General features: G+C 63.2%; 9 protein-coding genes. 8 read left to right on the forward strand and 1 reads right to left on the reverse strand.

The window, feature by feature from the left end:
* Window positions 1–34 precede the first annotated feature (34 nt).
* The 8 genes from A9O65_RS10915 (at window position 35) to eno (ending at window position 13,583) form a co-directional block, all read left to right on the forward strand.
* Window positions 35–1,372, forward strand: a complete 1,338-nt coding sequence (locus tag A9O65_RS10915) for a type IV pilus secretin PilQ (protein ID WP_064699609.1) — start codon at window positions 35–37, stop codon at window positions 1,370–1,372.
* Window positions 1,372–1,914, forward strand: a complete 543-nt coding sequence (gene aroK / locus A9O65_RS10920) for a shikimate kinase AroK (RefSeq protein WP_064699608.1) — start codon at window positions 1,372–1,374, stop codon at window positions 1,912–1,914. Before A9O65_RS10915 ends, aroK begins: the two co-directional genes overlap by 1 nt.
* Before the next feature lie 4 nt (window positions 1,915–1,918).
* Window positions 1,919–3,043 (forward strand): 3-dehydroquinate synthase, encoded by a 1,125-nt coding sequence (gene aroB / locus A9O65_RS10925; protein ID WP_064699607.1) that lies wholly within the window; start codon window positions 1,919–1,921, stop codon window positions 3,041–3,043.
* Window positions 3,044–3,478: 435 nt separating this feature from the next.
* Window positions 3,479–7,927 carry a glutamate synthase large subunit gene (gene gltB / locus A9O65_RS10930; RefSeq protein WP_064702127.1) on the forward strand — a complete coding sequence of 1,483 codons (4,449 nt, stop codon included), beginning with the start codon at window positions 3,479–3,481 and terminating at the stop codon, window positions 7,925–7,927.
* A gap of 37 nt (window positions 7,928–7,964) precedes the next feature.
* A complete protein-coding gene (locus A9O65_RS10935; RefSeq protein ID WP_064699605.1) occupies window positions 7,965–9,383 on the forward strand; it encodes an FAD-dependent oxidoreductase in 1,419 nt (472 codons plus the stop codon).
* Window positions 9,384–9,737: 354 nt separating this feature from the next.
* Window positions 9,738–11,393: a CTP synthase gene (pyrG, locus tag A9O65_RS10940; protein ID WP_064699604.1), complete on the forward strand. Its 1,656-nt coding sequence runs from the start codon at window positions 9,738–9,740 to the stop codon at window positions 11,391–11,393.
* A 3-nt stretch (window positions 11,394–11,396) separates the two neighbouring features.
* Entirely contained in the window at window positions 11,397–12,248 is an 852-nt protein-coding gene (kdsA, locus tag A9O65_RS10945) for a 3-deoxy-8-phosphooctulonate synthase (RefSeq protein WP_064699603.1), read from the forward strand.
* Window positions 12,249–12,290: 42 nt separating this feature from the next.
* A complete protein-coding gene (gene eno / locus A9O65_RS10950; protein ID WP_064702128.1) occupies window positions 12,291–13,583 on the forward strand; it encodes a phosphopyruvate hydratase in 1,293 nt (430 codons plus the stop codon).
* A 557-nt stretch (window positions 13,584–14,140) separates the two neighbouring features.
* Here eno and fdxA read toward each other — a convergent pair.
* Window positions 14,141–14,464: a ferredoxin FdxA gene (gene fdxA, locus A9O65_RS10955; RefSeq protein WP_064699601.1), complete on the reverse strand. Its 324-nt coding sequence runs from the start codon at window positions 14,462–14,464 to the stop codon at window positions 14,141–14,143.
* Between the last annotated feature and the right edge of the window lie 113 nt (window positions 14,465–14,577).

Raw genomic sequence — 14,577 nt, forward strand, 5'->3', positions numbered from 1 at the left:
GTGGCGTCGTGGTGACAGCATGGAGGCTGGCAATATGGCAAGAGTGCGAAATGGAGCGGTGGGCGCTGTCGTGCTGGTGATGATGCTCACCGCGGCGTTGTCCCGTCAGGTGTGGGCAGAGGCGGCTGCCGATGCGGCAGTTGATGATGGCGTGCCGCCGATTTCGCTCAACCTCCGGGATGTCTCGATACGTACCGCGCTGGCGGCCATTGCCGATGTCACCGGCCTCAACCTGGTGGCCAGCGACAGCGTGTCGGGGCGAGTAACCTTGAATCTGGTGGATGTGCCCTGGCAGCAGGCCTTGGCCTTGATTCTCGAAAGTCATGGATTGGCCAGTCGTCGGCGGGGCAATGTCATCATGGTGGCGCCCGCTGCGGAGCTGGCCAGGCGGGGCCGGCAGGAAGCGCTGGCTGGGAGTGCGATCGAGCCTCCCTTGGTGACCGAGCACCTGCGGATCAAGTATGCCAAGGCGATGGATCTGGCGGACATGCTGCGGGGCGAGACCGGGATCGGCCTGTTGACGCAGCGCGGTCGGGTCGCCGTGGATGCACGGACCAATACGCTGCTGGTGCAGGACACCGCCGATCGCGTTGCCGCGATTCGGCGGATGCTGGCGCGTCTCGATGTGGCGGTGCGGCAGGTGCGCATTGAGGCGCGCATCGTCATCGCTCGGGATAGTGTGGCGCGTGAGCTCGGCATCGACTGGGGAGTGTCCGCCAACGAAGGGCATTCTCCAAATGGGATCAATGCCGCTGGTGCCTCCAGCGGCATTGCCGAGGATGGAGGACTGGCCGTGGACCTTGGAAGCGCTCGTTCTCCGGGCACCACCTTCGGTTTCGGCTACTTGTCCGGGGACGTGCTGCTCGACCTGGAATTGCGCGCCCTGGAAAGCGAGGGCAAGAGCCGCATTATCTCCCAGCCTCGGGTGATCACCGCCAATCAGCGTACTGCACTGATCAAGCAGGGCACCGAGATTCCCTATCAGGAGGCGACGTCCAGCGGCGCCACCAATGTCGAGTTCAAGGAAGCCGTGCTGTCCCTGGAGGTCACGCCCCAGATCACGCCGGATGATCGCATCATCATGGAACTCGCGATCAACAACGACACCGTGGCTCAAGAGACCTTCGGTGGCGCGCCGGCCATCGATACCAACCAGATTGCCACCCAGGTACTGGTCGACGACGGCGATACCGTGGTGCTCGGCGGGATTCTCACCACCGAGCAGGTGCGCCAGTTGTTCAAGACGCCCCTGCTGGGGGATCTACCGATGCTCGGCCACTTATTTCGCTATACCGAGAACAGCAGCGATCAGGTAGAGTTGTTGGTATTCATTACGCCCCGAATACTGGACGACAACCTGGCGACTCACTGATGCCGGCATTACCCAACCTGATCCTGGTCGGTCCCATGGGGGCCGGGAAAAGTACCATCGGCCGCCTGCTGGCGGCCGACCTGTCACGAGACTTCCTCGACAGCGATCACGAGATCCAGGCGCGCTGCGGCGCCGATATTCCCTGGATCTTTGATGTGGAGGGCGAATCGGGCTTTCGCGACCGCGAGTCCCAGATGATCCGGGAGCTGGCCGAGCGTGAACAGGTGGTCATCGCGACGGGCGGCGGGGCCGTGCTGCGCGAGGAGAATCGTCGGGTGCTGCGCGAAAGCGGTACCGTGATCTATCTCTATACCACCGTGAACCAGCAGCTTCGGCGGACTGCGAAGGATCGCAATCGCCCGCTGTTGCAGCGCGACGACCGCCGCCAGGTGCTCGAGGAGATGTTCGTGCTGCGCGATCCGCTCTACCGGGCCACGTCCGACATCATCGTGCGTACCGACCGGCGGGGGCCGCGTGCCGTGGCCAGCGATATCCTGCGTCGCGTGGAGCGGCTGGTCGATCCACTCCAATGCAAGGCCTGATGCCATGACGCAATCCCATGATGCCACGCAATCCCATGATGCCCTGAGCACCCTTCGGGTGGCGTTGGGCGAACGCAGCTACCCCATCCACATAGGACCGGGTCTGCTGGGCGATTCCCGGTGGCTGACGCCCCATCTTGCCGGCCGCCAGGTGATGGTGGTCACCAACGAGACGGTGGCGCCCTTGTACCTGGACGCGTGCAAGCGCGGCCTGCCGGACGATCTGGACGTGCATGAGCTGGTGTTGCCGGACGGTGAGGCAACGAAGACGCTGGCGAGTGTCGAGCGTATCTGGGACGCTCTGCTGGCGGCCGGGTTCAATCGGCGCTGTACCCTGATCGCCCTGGGGGGCGGCGTGATCGGCGACATGGTCGGCTATGCCGCTGCCAGCTATCAGCGTGGTGTGGCCTTCATCCAGGTGCCCACGACCCTGCTGGCCCAGGTGGATTCCTCGGTCGGTGGCAAGACCGGTGTCAATCATCCTCGTGGCAAGAACATGATCGGTGCCTTCTGGCAGCCTCGGGCGGTGCTGATCGACACGGATACCCTGGCGAGCCTGCCGCCTCGTGAACTGTCTGCCGGGCTCGCCGAGGTCATCAAGTATGGCCTGATTCGGGATGCCGGCTTCCTGTCCTGGCTCGAGGAGCGGATGCCGGCGCTGCGAGGCCTGGATGCCGCTTCCCTGACAGCCGCCATCGAAAGAAGCTGCAGTCTCAAGGCCGAGATCGTCGCCGAGGACGAGACGGAGCAGGGGGTGAGGGCACTGCTCAACCTGGGGCACACCTTCGGTCATGCCATTGAGGCGCATCAGGGGTATGGGAACTGGCTGCATGGCGAGGCCGTGGGGGCCGGCATGCTGATGGCAGCGGGGTTGTCGCATCGGCTGGGTTGGCTCGAGGAGGCCGATGTAGCGCGGGTTCGTTCGATTCTCGAGGCTGCAGCATTGCCGCTGGCAGCACCGGCTGACATGGGCGAGTCGGACTTTCTGTCGCTCATGCGCCTGGACAAGAAGAATGTGGATGCGCGCTTGCGCTTGATTCTGTTGCGCCGTCTCGGCGATGCCTGCGTTCATGACGAGACGCCCCCCGAGATGCTGAAAGAGTTGCTGGAGACCTTTCCTCGTCAATAAAGCAGGAACTGGCCCGAGTGCTGTCGACGACGCCCGCGCGAATAGCGCGGGCGTCGTCGTCATGGGGGAGTGTATAGGTGGTGACTTGCAAGAATTCGCATGCCATATGCCATATCGGCATGGCGGTTCGAGGCATTGTGCGACTAAAGTCTTATTAGTGATTTTGTATCTCAAAGGGTGCTCAAGGTGTTTTGCAAGCCGTTGAGTTGGTAGGGGTTTTTTGTTGATCGTCCGTGCAAGTCACGGATTTGATGGAGAAAATGCGGAGATATAGGGGCGAAGGCCGTTGCGTCGTGGGAGGGGGCTGGCTATTCTGGTCGGCCTTTTGCCGTGCAGTATAAAGAGCCAAATAGTGGTTCTGTGTAAAAAGAAAAACATTAAAATATAACACATAAAATCTGCCAATAAAACACTCTTCGTAGCTGAGGCACGTCCATGAACCGAGGTCTCCACCAGCCCGACGAATTCCGTGACAACTGTGGGTTCGGCTTGATCGCCCACATGGAGGGGCAGGCCAGCCACGACTTGCTGAAGACTGCCATCGAGTCGCTGACCTGCATGACGCATCGCGGCGGTATCGCCGCCGATGGCAAGACCGGCGACGGCTGCGGCCTGTTGTTGAAAATGCCCGAGTCCTTCATGCGCGAGGTGGCGCAGGAGGTGCTTGGCATCGAGCTGGGCGAGCGTTTCGCTGTCGGCTCGATCTTCCTGCCCGACGACGATGCCCGGGAGGCTCGGGGCCGGGAGACGTTGGAAGCCGAATTGACCCGGCGAGGGCTCAAGGTGCTGGGCTGGCGCGAGGTGCCGGTGGACCCCAGTGTCTGCGGTCCCATGGCGCTGGATTGCCTGCCGCGTATCCGGCAGTTGTTCGTCGAGCCCGGCGAATCCACCGGTGACACCTTCGATGTCGATCTGTTCATGGCGCGCCGTCATGCCGAGCAGGCGTTGCGCGATGACGAGGACTTCTATGTCTGTTCGCTGTCGCCCGAGGTGGTGTCCTACAAGGGCCTGGTGATGCCGGTGGATCTTCCCGCCTTCTATCACGATCTGGGCGATGCGCGCCTGGAGACGGCCATCTGCGTCTTCCACCAGCGTTTCTCCACCAATACTGCACCGCGCTGGCCCCTGGCCCAGCCGTTCCGGCTGCTGGCCCACAACGGCGAGATCAATACCATCCAGGCCAACCGTGGCTGGGCCAACTCGCGCAAGGAAAACTTCACCAGCGACAGGCTGCCCGACATTGCCGAGCTCGACGAGATCGTCAATACCACCGGTTCCGACTCCTCGAGCATGGACAACATGCTCGAGGTACTGCTCACCGGCGGCATGGATCTGCATCGCGCGGTGCGTATGATGGTGCCGCCGGCCTGGCAGAACGTCGAGATCATGGACGGCGACCTGCGCGCCTTCTATGAGTACAACTCCATGCATGCCGAACCCTGGGACGGGCCGGCCGGTGTGGTCATGACCGACGGTCGCCAGGCGGTCTGCATGCTCGACAGGAACGGGTTGCGCCCGGCGCGCTGGGTCATCACCCGCAACGGCTACATCACCCTGGCCTCGGAGATCGGCACCTACGACTACAAGCCCGAGGACGTGGTGGCCAAGGGGCGGGTCGGTCCGGGACAGATCCTGGCCGTGGATACCGCGACCGGCGAAGTCCTGCACACCGAGGATATCGACTCGCGGCTCAAGTCGGCCTATCCCTACAAGCGTTGGCTCAAGCAGGAGGCCAGCTACCTGGAGTCGGCGCTCACCGAGCTGGCGCGGTTCCAGAACATGGATGCCGACGCCCTGGCCGTGCAGCAGAAGATGTTCCAGATCAGCTTCGAGGAGCGCGATCAGATCCTGCGTCCGCTGGCGGAAAGCGGTCAGGAGGCCGTGGGCTCCATGGGCGACGACACGCCCATGGCGGTGCTCTCCAGCAAGCAGCGGTTGTTGACCGACTATTTCCGGCAGAAGTTCGCCCAGGTCACCAATCCGGCCATCGACCCGCTGCGCGAGTCGATCGTGATGTCGCTGGAAAGTTGCATCGGCGCCGAGCGCAATGTCTTCAAGGCAACGCCGGAACATGCGCATCGCCTGATCCTGACCACACCGGTGCTGTCGCCGCGCAAGTTCACGGCGCTGGTCTCCCAGGAAGACCCGGCCTTTGCCAGCCATACGCTGTCGTTGGCCTATGACCCCGAGACCACGGGGCTGAAGGGGGCCTTGCAGGCGCTTTGCGCCGAGGCCGAGAAGGCTGCCCGCGGCGACAAGGTACTGCTGGTGCTGTCCGACGCCGGTCTGGAGAAGGGGCAACTGCCCATTCACGCCGCTCTGGCAGTGGGGGCGGTGCATCATCACCTTGGCCGCCTGGCGCTGCGGCCTCGCGTCAACCTGATCGTCGAGACCGGTTATGCTCGCGATGCCCATCAGATGGCGGTGCTGTTCGGGGTCGGGGCCACGGCGGTCTATCCCTGGCTGGCCTATCAGGTCATGGCCGACATGCACCGTACCGGTGAGCTGGTCGGCAATCCTGCCGATGCCCGGGAGAACTATCGCAAGGGGCTGCAGAAGGGGCTGTTCAAGATTCTCTCCAAGATGGGGATCTCGACGCTGGCCTCCTATCGTGGCTCCCAGTTGTTCGAGGCCGTGGGGCTGGCCTCCGAGGTCATGGACATGTGCTTTGCCGGCATGGCCTCGCGCATCGAGGGCACCGGCTTTGCCGAGCTGCAGTTGCAGCAGGAGTTGCTGGCCAAGGATGCCTGGAAGCCGCGCAAGAGCATCTCGCACGGTGGCTTGATGAAGTACGTGCACGGGCACGAATATCACGCCTACAACCCGGATGTGATCAAGGCGCTGCAGGAGGCCGTCCAGGAAGGCGATTACGCCAAGTGGAAGAAGTTTGCGTCGCTGGTCAACGACCGCGAGCCGGCCACCATTCGTGACCTGCTGCGGCTCAAGCCTGCCGAGACGCCGCTGCCGCTGGAGGAGGTGGAGCCCGTCGAGAACTTGCTGCCGCGCTTCGACAGTGCCGGCATGTCGCTCGGCGCCCTGTCGCCGGAGGCCCACGAGGCCCTGGCCCAGGCCATGAACGAGACCGGCGGGCGCTCCAACTCCGGCGAGGGGGGCGAGGATCCGGCCCGCTACGGCACCATCCGCAGTTCCAAGATCAAGCAGATCGCCTCCGGGCGTTTCGGCGTCACGCCGGCCTACCTGGCCAATGCCGAAGTACTGCAGATCAAGGTGGCCCAGGGCGCCAAGCCCGGGGAGGGCGGTCAGTTGCCCGGTGGCAAGGTCAACGAGCTGATCGCCCGGTTGCGCTATGCGGTGCCCGGTGTGACGCTGATCTCGCCACCGCCGCACCATGACATCTACTCCATCGAAGACCTGGCGCAGCTGATCTTCGACCTCAAGCAGGTCAATCCCGATGCCCAGGTCTCGGTCAAGCTGGTGTCCGAGCCCGGCATCGGTACCATCGCCACCGGCGTGGCCAAGGCCTATGCCGATCTGATCACCGTCTCCGGCTATGATGGCGGCACGGCGGCAAGCCCGCTGACCTCGATCAAGCACGCCGGCAGCCCTTGGGAGCTCGGCCTGCCCGAGGTCCACCAGGCGCTGCGCATCAATGGCCTGCGCGACAAGATTCGCCTGCAGACCGATGGTGGCCTGAAGACCGGACTGGACGTGATCAAGGCGGCGATCCTCGGCGCCGAGAGCTTCGGCTTCGGTACCGCCCCGATGGTTGCTCTGGGCTGCAAGTACCTGCGTATCTGCCACCTCAACAACTGCGCCACCGGTGTCGCCACTCAGCACCAGGCCCTGCGTGACGAGCATTTCCGCGGCACGGTGGACATGGTCAAGCACTACTTCCGGTTCATTGCCGAGGAAGTGCGCGAGCTGATGGCTATGCTGGGTGTGCGCCAGCTCACCGACTTGATCGGACGCACCGACCTGCTCGAGGCCATCGAGGGGGTGACGGCTTCCCAGCGCCGGCTGGACCTGTCGCCGCTGATGACCAACGACTTCGTGCCGGCCGAGGCGCCGCAGTTCTGCCGCGTCGAGCGCAACGTGCCCCATGATCCGGGGGCCAAGAACCAGGAGGTGCTTCAGGCTCTGAAGGCGGCCATCGAGGACAAGTCCGGCGGAGAGTTCGCGTTTTCCATCACCAACTGCGATCGCTCCGTGGGAGCGCTGGCCTCCGGAACCATCGCCAAGCGTTATGGTGAAGCGGGGCTCGAGGATGCGCCGGTGACCGCGCGCTTCCGTGGCGTGGCCGGCCAGAGCTTCGGGGTCTGGAATGCCCGTGGCCTCCACCTCTACCTGGAAGGCGATGCCAACGACTACGTCGGCAAGGGCATGAACGGTGGTCGGGTGGTGATCGTGCCGCCGCGCGAGAGTCGTTTCGAAAGCCACAAGACGGCGATCATCGGCAATACCTGCCTGTATGGCGCCACCGGCGGCAAGCTGTTTGCCGCCGGTACCGCCGGCGAGCGCTTCGGGGTGCGCAATTCCGGTGCCCAAGCGGTAATCGAAGGCGCCGGCGATCACTGCTGCGAATATATGACCGGTGGTCTAGTCGCCGTGCTCGGCGAGACCGGTGTCAACTTCGGCGCTGGCATGACGGGAGGCTTTGCCTACGTGCTCGACGAGGACCGCACCTTCGTCGACAAGTACAACCACGAACTGGTGGAGATCCACCGGGTCAATACCGAGGCCATGGAGGCCCATCGTCGACACCTGAGGGAAGTCATCGAAGAGTTCGTCGCCGAGACCGGCTCGCAGCGCGGCCGCGACATCCTCGAGGACTTCAGCGACTTCATTCGCCACTTCTGGCTGGTGAAACCCAAGGCGGCGAGTCTCGCCAGCCTGCTGGACCAGTCCCGGCGCCAGCCGGAGTGAATGAGGCGATCAGGTTCGTACCAGAGGAGCACAGAACATGGCCAACCGCTTGAACAACGATTTCCAGTTCATCGACGTGGGTCGTCAGGACCCCGAGAAGAAGCCGGCTCGCACTCGAGCGAAGCAGTTCGCCGAGATCTACGAGCCGTTCAAGCCCCAGGACGCGGCCGCCCAGGCGCACCGCTGCCTGCACTGCGGTAATCCCTACTGCGAGTGGAAGTGCCCGGTGCACAACTACATCCCCAACTGGCTGCAACTGGTCAGCGAGGGCAACATCCTGGAGGCCGCCGAGCTTTCCCACCGCACCAATTCGCTGCCGGAGGTGTGTGGCCGGGTCTGTCCCCAGGATCGGCTGTGCGAAGGCGACTGTACGCTCAACGACGGCTTCGGCGCGGTGACCATCGGCTCGGTGGAGAAATACATCACCGATACCGCCTTTGCCATGGGCTGGCGCCCGGACATGTCCAAGGTAGAGTGGACCGACAGGAAAGTGGCGATCATCGGGGCCGGCCCGGCAGGGCTCGGCTGTGCCGACATCCTGGTGCGCAACGGGGTCAAGCCGGTGGTGTTCGACAAGTATCCCGAGATCGGTGGCCTGCTGACCTTCGGCATTCCCGAGTTCAAGCTCGAGAAGACCGTGATGGAGCGGCGCCGGGCGGTGTTCGAAGAGATGGGCGTGGAGTTCTGCCTCGGTGTCGAGATCGGGCGCGACATGCCCTTCGAGCAACTGCTCGAGGAGTATGATGCCGTTTTCCTCGGCATGGGCACCTACAAGTACATGGAGGGTGGCTTCCCTGGCGAGGACCTGCCGGGCGTGCACAAGGCGCTCGATTATCTGATTGCCAACGTCAACCACTGCCTGGGCTTCGAGAACGACCCGGGGGACTATGTGTCCCTCGAGGGCCAGAAGGTCGTGGTGCTGGGCGGCGGCGACACCGCCATGGACTGTAATCGGACGGCCATCCGCCAGGGCGCGGCGTCCGTGACCTGCGCCTATCGCCGTGACGAGGACAACATGCCCGGCTCGCGCAAGGAAGTGGCGAACGCTCGCGAGGAAGGTGTGGAGTTCCTGTTCAACCGCCAGCCGGTGGCGGTGATCGGCGAGGATCGAGTCGAGGGCATCAAGGTGGTGCGCACTCGTCTCGGCGAGCCCGACGAGAACGGTCGCCAGCGTCCCGAGGTCGTGCCCGGCTCCGAAGAGGTGGTGCCTGCCGATGCGGTGGTCATCGCCTTCGGTTTCCAGCCGAGTCCGGCGCCCTGGTTCGAGACCGTGGGCATCGAGCTCGACGAGAAGGGCCGGGTCAAGGCGCCCGAGGAAGGTGCCTACGCCTTCCAGACCACCAACGAGAAGATCTTCGCCGGCGGCGACATGGTGCGTGGCTCGGACCTGGTGGTGACTGCCGTGTTCGAAGGCCGTCAAGCGGGCGAAGGCATCCTCGATTATCTGGATGTGTAAGCCCTGGACGCTGTTCAGGAGAGGGAAGGGGGAAAAAGAGGGAAGAACGCCCGGACGTTGTCCGGGCTGGAAGGGGGAAGAAAACCCGAACACCGAGCTGGCAGTCTGTAACTCGACGTTTGCGGCGGAAGCACTGATGGTCGGCGGCGCCGGTGGCAGTTAGGAGCGGAGGTCCTTTTCCATGGATGGAAAAGGTAGCGCCCAGGGAAGGGTTTACAGCGCCTCCGCGTAGAACTGCCGCCGGGAAGCCGTGGCAGGACAAAATTGAGCACGAGGCCGTCATCTGCTACTCTGTGGTCCCATCCTGGCGCGGCTTCCTGCCGGGCCTACCGATCACGTTTCGACAGGTTCTCCATGACACGATATATCTTCGTGACCGGCGGCGTTGTGTCCTCACTCGGCAAAGGCATCGCGTCGGCCTCGCTGGCGGCTATTCTCGAGGCGCGCGGCCTCAAGGTCACCATGCTCAAGCTCGATCCCTATATCAATGTGGATCCGGGCACCATGAGCCCATTCCAGCATGGCGAGGTATTCGTCACCGAGGATGGCGCCGAGACCGACCTCGACCTGGGGCACTACGAGCGTTTCATCCGCACGAAGATGTCCCAGGCCAACAACTTCACCACCGGCCGTGTCTATGAGCACGTGCTGCGCAAGGAGCGTCGCGGGGATTATCTCGGGGGCACCGTGCAGGTGATCCCGCACATCACCGACGAGATCAAGCGCCGTGTCTATGAGGGTGGCAAGGGCTTCGATGTGGCGCTGGTCGAGATCGGCGGCACCGTCGGCGACATCGAGTCGCTGCCGTTTCTCGAGTCGATTCGCCAGATTCGCAGTGAGCTGGGCGCCAGCCGAGCAATCTTCATGCACCTGACGCTGGTGCCCTACATCAAGACCGCCGGCGAGACCAAGACCAAGCCGACACAGCACAGTGTCAAGGAACTGCGTTCCATCGGCATCCAGCCGGATATCCTGATCTGTCGGAGCGAGGTCGATCTCGAGGAAAGCGAGCGCCGCAAGATCGCGCTGTTCACCAATGTCGAGGAACGAGCGGTCGTGCCGCTGCAGGATGCCGATACCATCTATCGTATCCCGCTGATGCTGCACGAACATGGCCTGGACGAGATCGTCTGCGACAAGCTGCGTCTGGAGGCCGGCGAGGCCGATCTCGGCGAATGGATCAGCGTGCTCGACGCCAAGCTCAATCCACTCAAGTCGATCAACATCGCCATGGTCGGCAAGTACATGGAACTGCTCGACGCCTACAAGTCGCTCAATGAAGCCTTGACCCATGCCGGCATCCAGTCCCGCATCAAGGTCAACATCGACTATGTCGATTCCGAGGACATCGAGCGCCATGGCCCCGAGCGCCTGGCCGGCAAGGATGCGATCCTGGTGCCCGGCGGCTTCGGGGAACGCGGGGTCGAGGGCAAGATCGCCACGGCCCGGTTCGCCCGGGAGAACAAGATTCCCTTCCTGGGCATCTGCCTTGGCATGCAGGTGGCGGTGATCGAGTTCGCCCGCCACATGGCCGGCTGGGAAGACGCCAATTCCACCGAGTTCACCCGCGAGACCCAGCACCCGGTGGTGGGCCTCATCACCGAATGGATCAGCCCGGAAGGCAAGATCGAGCTGCGCGACGAGGCCTCGGATTTGGGTGGTACCATGCGTCTGGGCGGGCAGGTCTGCCGCTTGGCGGCGGGAACGCGGGCTCGCGAGGCCTATGGCGACGACGAGATCGTCGAGCGTCACCGCCATCGCTTCGAGGTCAACAACCAGTTCGTCGAGGCGCTGGAAAAGGCCGGCCTGGTGGTCTCGGGCAAGAGCGTCGATGGCTCCCTCGTGGAGATGATCGAGCTGCCCGACCACCCCTGGTACGTGGCCTGTCAGTTCCATCCGGAATTCACCTCGACACCCCGTGACGGCCATCCGCTGTTCACCGGTTTCGTCAGTGCGGCGCTGGAGCACAAGGCGGTACGCAGCCGCGCTCAGTCCACCCCGCAGGAGTGATCGATGACCGATCCCGAACGCCCCATCGAATTCGCCGGCCTTCGGGTCGGCAATTCGCTGCCGCTGACCCTGTTCGGTGGCATGAACGTGCTGGAATCCCGAGAGCTGGCCCTGGAAGTCGCCGAGGCCTATGTCGAGGTCACCTCCCGGCTCGGCATGCCCTATGTGTTCAAGGCCAGCTTCGACAAGGCCAACCGCAGCTCCATCCATTCCTTCCGTGGCCCCGGCCTGGAGGATGGCGTGGCGATGCTCGCCGAGATCAAGGAGCGCTTCGGGGTTCCGGTGATCACCGATGTGCACGAGCCCTGGCAGGCCGCGCCGGTGGCGGAAGTCGCCGACGTCATCCAGTTGCCGGCCTTCCTGGCCCGCCAGACCGATCTGGTGGTGGCCATGGCCGAAACCGGCGCGGTGATCAACATCAAGAAGCCGCAGTTCCTCGCGCCCCACGAGATGCGCCATATCCTGCGCAAGTGCGAGGAAGCCGGCAATGACCGCCTGATCCTCTGTGAGCGAGGATCGAGCTTCGGCTACAACAACCTGGTGGTCGACATGCTCGGCTTCGGTGACATGAAACAGACCGGCTATCCGTTGTTGTTCGATGTCACCCACTCCCTGCAACGTCCCGGCGGCCGTGCCGATAGCGCCGATGGCCGCCGCGCCCAGGTCGCCGAGCTGGCGCGCGCCGGTGTGGCCGTGGGATTGGCGGGACTCTTTCTGGAGGCGCATCCGGACCCGGACAATGCCAAATGCGATGGTCCCTGCGCCTTGCCTCTGGACAAGCTCGAGCCCTTCCTGGCGCAACTCAAGGCACTGGATGACCTGGTGAAGGGGTTTGACCCGCTCGAGATTGCCTGATTTCTTCAACGCTGACTGACTCATATAAGGACGGCACGACCTATGACCAAGATCGTCGATATCCGCGCCCTCGAGGTGCTCGATTCACGTGGCAATCCGACCGTACAGGCCGAGGTGCGCCTGGAGAGTGGTGCCGTGGGCGAAGCCTGCGCGCCCAGCGGGGCTTCCACCGGTTCCCGTGAGGCCCTCGAGCTGCGCGACGGTGACAAGTCCCGTTATCTTGGCAAGGGCGTGTCGAAGGCCGTGGCGGCGGTCAACGGCAAGATCCGCGAGCGCCTGGTGGGCATGGACGCGCGTGACCAGGGGGGCCTGGATGGCGCCATGCTCGAGCTCGATGGCACCGACAACAAGGCACAGCTCGGCGCCAACGCCATTCTGGCCGTGTCCCTGGCAGCGGCCAAGGCGGCGGCCAATGCCAAGGGCATGCCGCTCTACGCCCACATTGCCGAGCTCTACGGCCAGCCGGGCCAGTACCTGATGCCGGTGCCGATGATGAACATCCTCAACGGTGGCGAGCATGCCGACAACAACGTCGACATCCAGGAATTCATGATCCAGCCGGTGGGGGCCGAGAGCTTCCGCGAAGCCCTGCGCATGGGAGCCGAGGTATTCCATGCCCTGAAGAAGGTGCTGGCCGGTCGTGGCCTGGCGACCGCCGTGGGCGACGAGGGCGGCTTCGCGCCGAATCTCGACTCCAATGCCGAGGCGCTGGCGGTGATCAAGCAGGCCGTGGCGGATGCCGGCTATGAGCTCGGCCGTGACGTCACCCTGGCGCTGGACTGCGCCTCCAGCGAGTTTTACCGGGATGGCCAGTACGCCCTGTCCGGCGAGGGCAAGTCTTATGATGCCGCAGGCTTTGTCGACTACCTGGCCGAACTGTGCGACCAGTACCCCATCGTCTCCATCGAGGATGGCATGGACGAGTCCGACTGGGAGGGCTGGAAGGCATTGACCGACAAGCTCGGTGACAAGGTGCAGCTTGTCGGCGATGATCTCTTCGTCACCAATACGCGGATTCTCAAGCGTGGCGTCGATGAAGGGATCGGCAACTCGATCCTGATCAAGTTCAATCAGATCGGTTCGCTGTCCGAGACGCTGGATGCCATCAAGATGGCCCAGGATGCCGGCTTCACCGCGGTTATCTCGCATCGCAGCGGCGAGACCGAGGATACCACCATCGCCGACCTGGCCGTGGGCACCAGTGCCGGCCAGATCAAGACGGGCTCTCTGTGTCGCAGTGACCGGGTGGCCAAGTACAACCGCCTGCTGGTGATCGAGCGCGATCTGGGTGAGCGTGTGGACTACCCCGGGCGTGGTGCGATCAAGGGGCAATAAGCGAACACTGTTGTTTTTGGCTCGACGTCTTGTAGGAGATTTCCTACAGATGGCCGGAGACATTGACGACAAAATTCCTACGAAGACCGGTGCCTTGCGTATCGGTCTTTTTTTATCCCGTTGATATAAAAGGATATTTTCTCATGGCTATTCACTGCCACGAGAGTGGCAGCGCAATTTGCCTCACTTGAGAAGGTTCTCAGTCATGCCACAATGTACTCGGGACAAGGGAGAGCGGAGCTCTTCCGGCAGGATGCCACGGGATGCAGTCTCGAGTGCGCTTGGTGTGACAGGAGGTCGCCTCCGAGCAAGGATTGCACTCGCAGGATGTAGAGCGAAGGGATTCGCTCAAGGATTGGCTAGGAGCGGGCGGCCTACGGGCCGCCTTTTTTTGCCTGATGTTTCTCCTTGGACATGGCAGCAGACGCAAAGATGCCGGATGTCGTGAGACATCCGGCATCTTCGTGTTCCGCCATCGGCATGGGCACGCGAGCCGGTGCTCGGTCGCCAAAGCCGACTATCGCAGGGGCATGGGCAGGCGCGCCTGCCGTGCTGGCTCAGCGTTCCAGGTATTCCAGTTTGCCTGCCTTGCCGTCCCACTGCTCGGCGTCTTCCGGCGGATCCTTCTTCTCGGTGATGTTCGGCCAGGTCTCGGAGAGCTCTGCGTTGATCTCGATGAACTGCTCCTGCCCCTCTGGTAATTCGTCTTCCGAATATATCGCTTCGGCCGGGCACTCCGGTTCGCACAGGGCGCAGTCGATGCACTCGTCGGGATGGATCACCAGAAAGTTGGGGCCTTCGTAGAAGCAGTCCACCGGGCAGACCTCGACACAGTCGGTGTACTTGCACTTGATGCAGTTTTCGGTGACGACGAATGTCATGTCTGTCTCCCTTCCTCGGGCCGGCTTGCGCCACGGCCAATCGGTCTCGTATGATGAGTTTAGGTTATAAAAACCGTTACTTTTATAATATAGTGAGCTTATTGGCCCCATTC

The sequence above is a fragment of the Halomonas caseinilytica genome (assembly GCF_001662305.1).
GTDB classification, from domain to species: Bacteria; Pseudomonadota; Gammaproteobacteria; order Pseudomonadales; family Halomonadaceae; genus Halomonas; species Halomonas caseinilytica.

Bases quoted from the DNA above. Each gene is read 5' to 3' on its own strand.
- A9O65_RS10915 (WP_064699609.1), top strand. From the start codon at position 35: ATGGCAAGAGTGCGAAATGGAGCGGTGGGCGCTGTCGTGCTGGTGATG.
- aroK (WP_064699608.1), top strand. From the start codon at position 1,372: ATGCCGGCATTACCCAACCTGATCCTGGTCGGTCCCATGGGGGCCGGG.
- aroB (WP_064699607.1), top strand. From the start codon at position 1,919: ATGACGCAATCCCATGATGCCACGCAATCCCATGATGCCCTGAGCACC.
- gltB (WP_064702127.1), top strand. From the start codon at position 3,479: ATGAACCGAGGTCTCCACCAGCCCGACGAATTCCGTGACAACTGTGGG.
- A9O65_RS10935 (WP_064699605.1), top strand. From the start codon at position 7,965: ATGGCCAACCGCTTGAACAACGATTTCCAGTTCATCGACGTGGGTCGT.
- pyrG (WP_064699604.1), top strand. From the start codon at position 9,738: ATGACACGATATATCTTCGTGACCGGCGGCGTTGTGTCCTCACTCGGC.
- kdsA (WP_064699603.1), top strand. From the start codon at position 11,397: ATGACCGATCCCGAACGCCCCATCGAATTCGCCGGCCTTCGGGTCGGC.
- eno (WP_064702128.1), top strand. From the start codon at position 12,291: ATGACCAAGATCGTCGATATCCGCGCCCTCGAGGTGCTCGATTCACGT.
- fdxA (WP_064699601.1), bottom strand. From the start codon at position 14,464: ATGACATTCGTCGTCACCGAAAACTGCATCAAGTGCAAGTACACCGAC.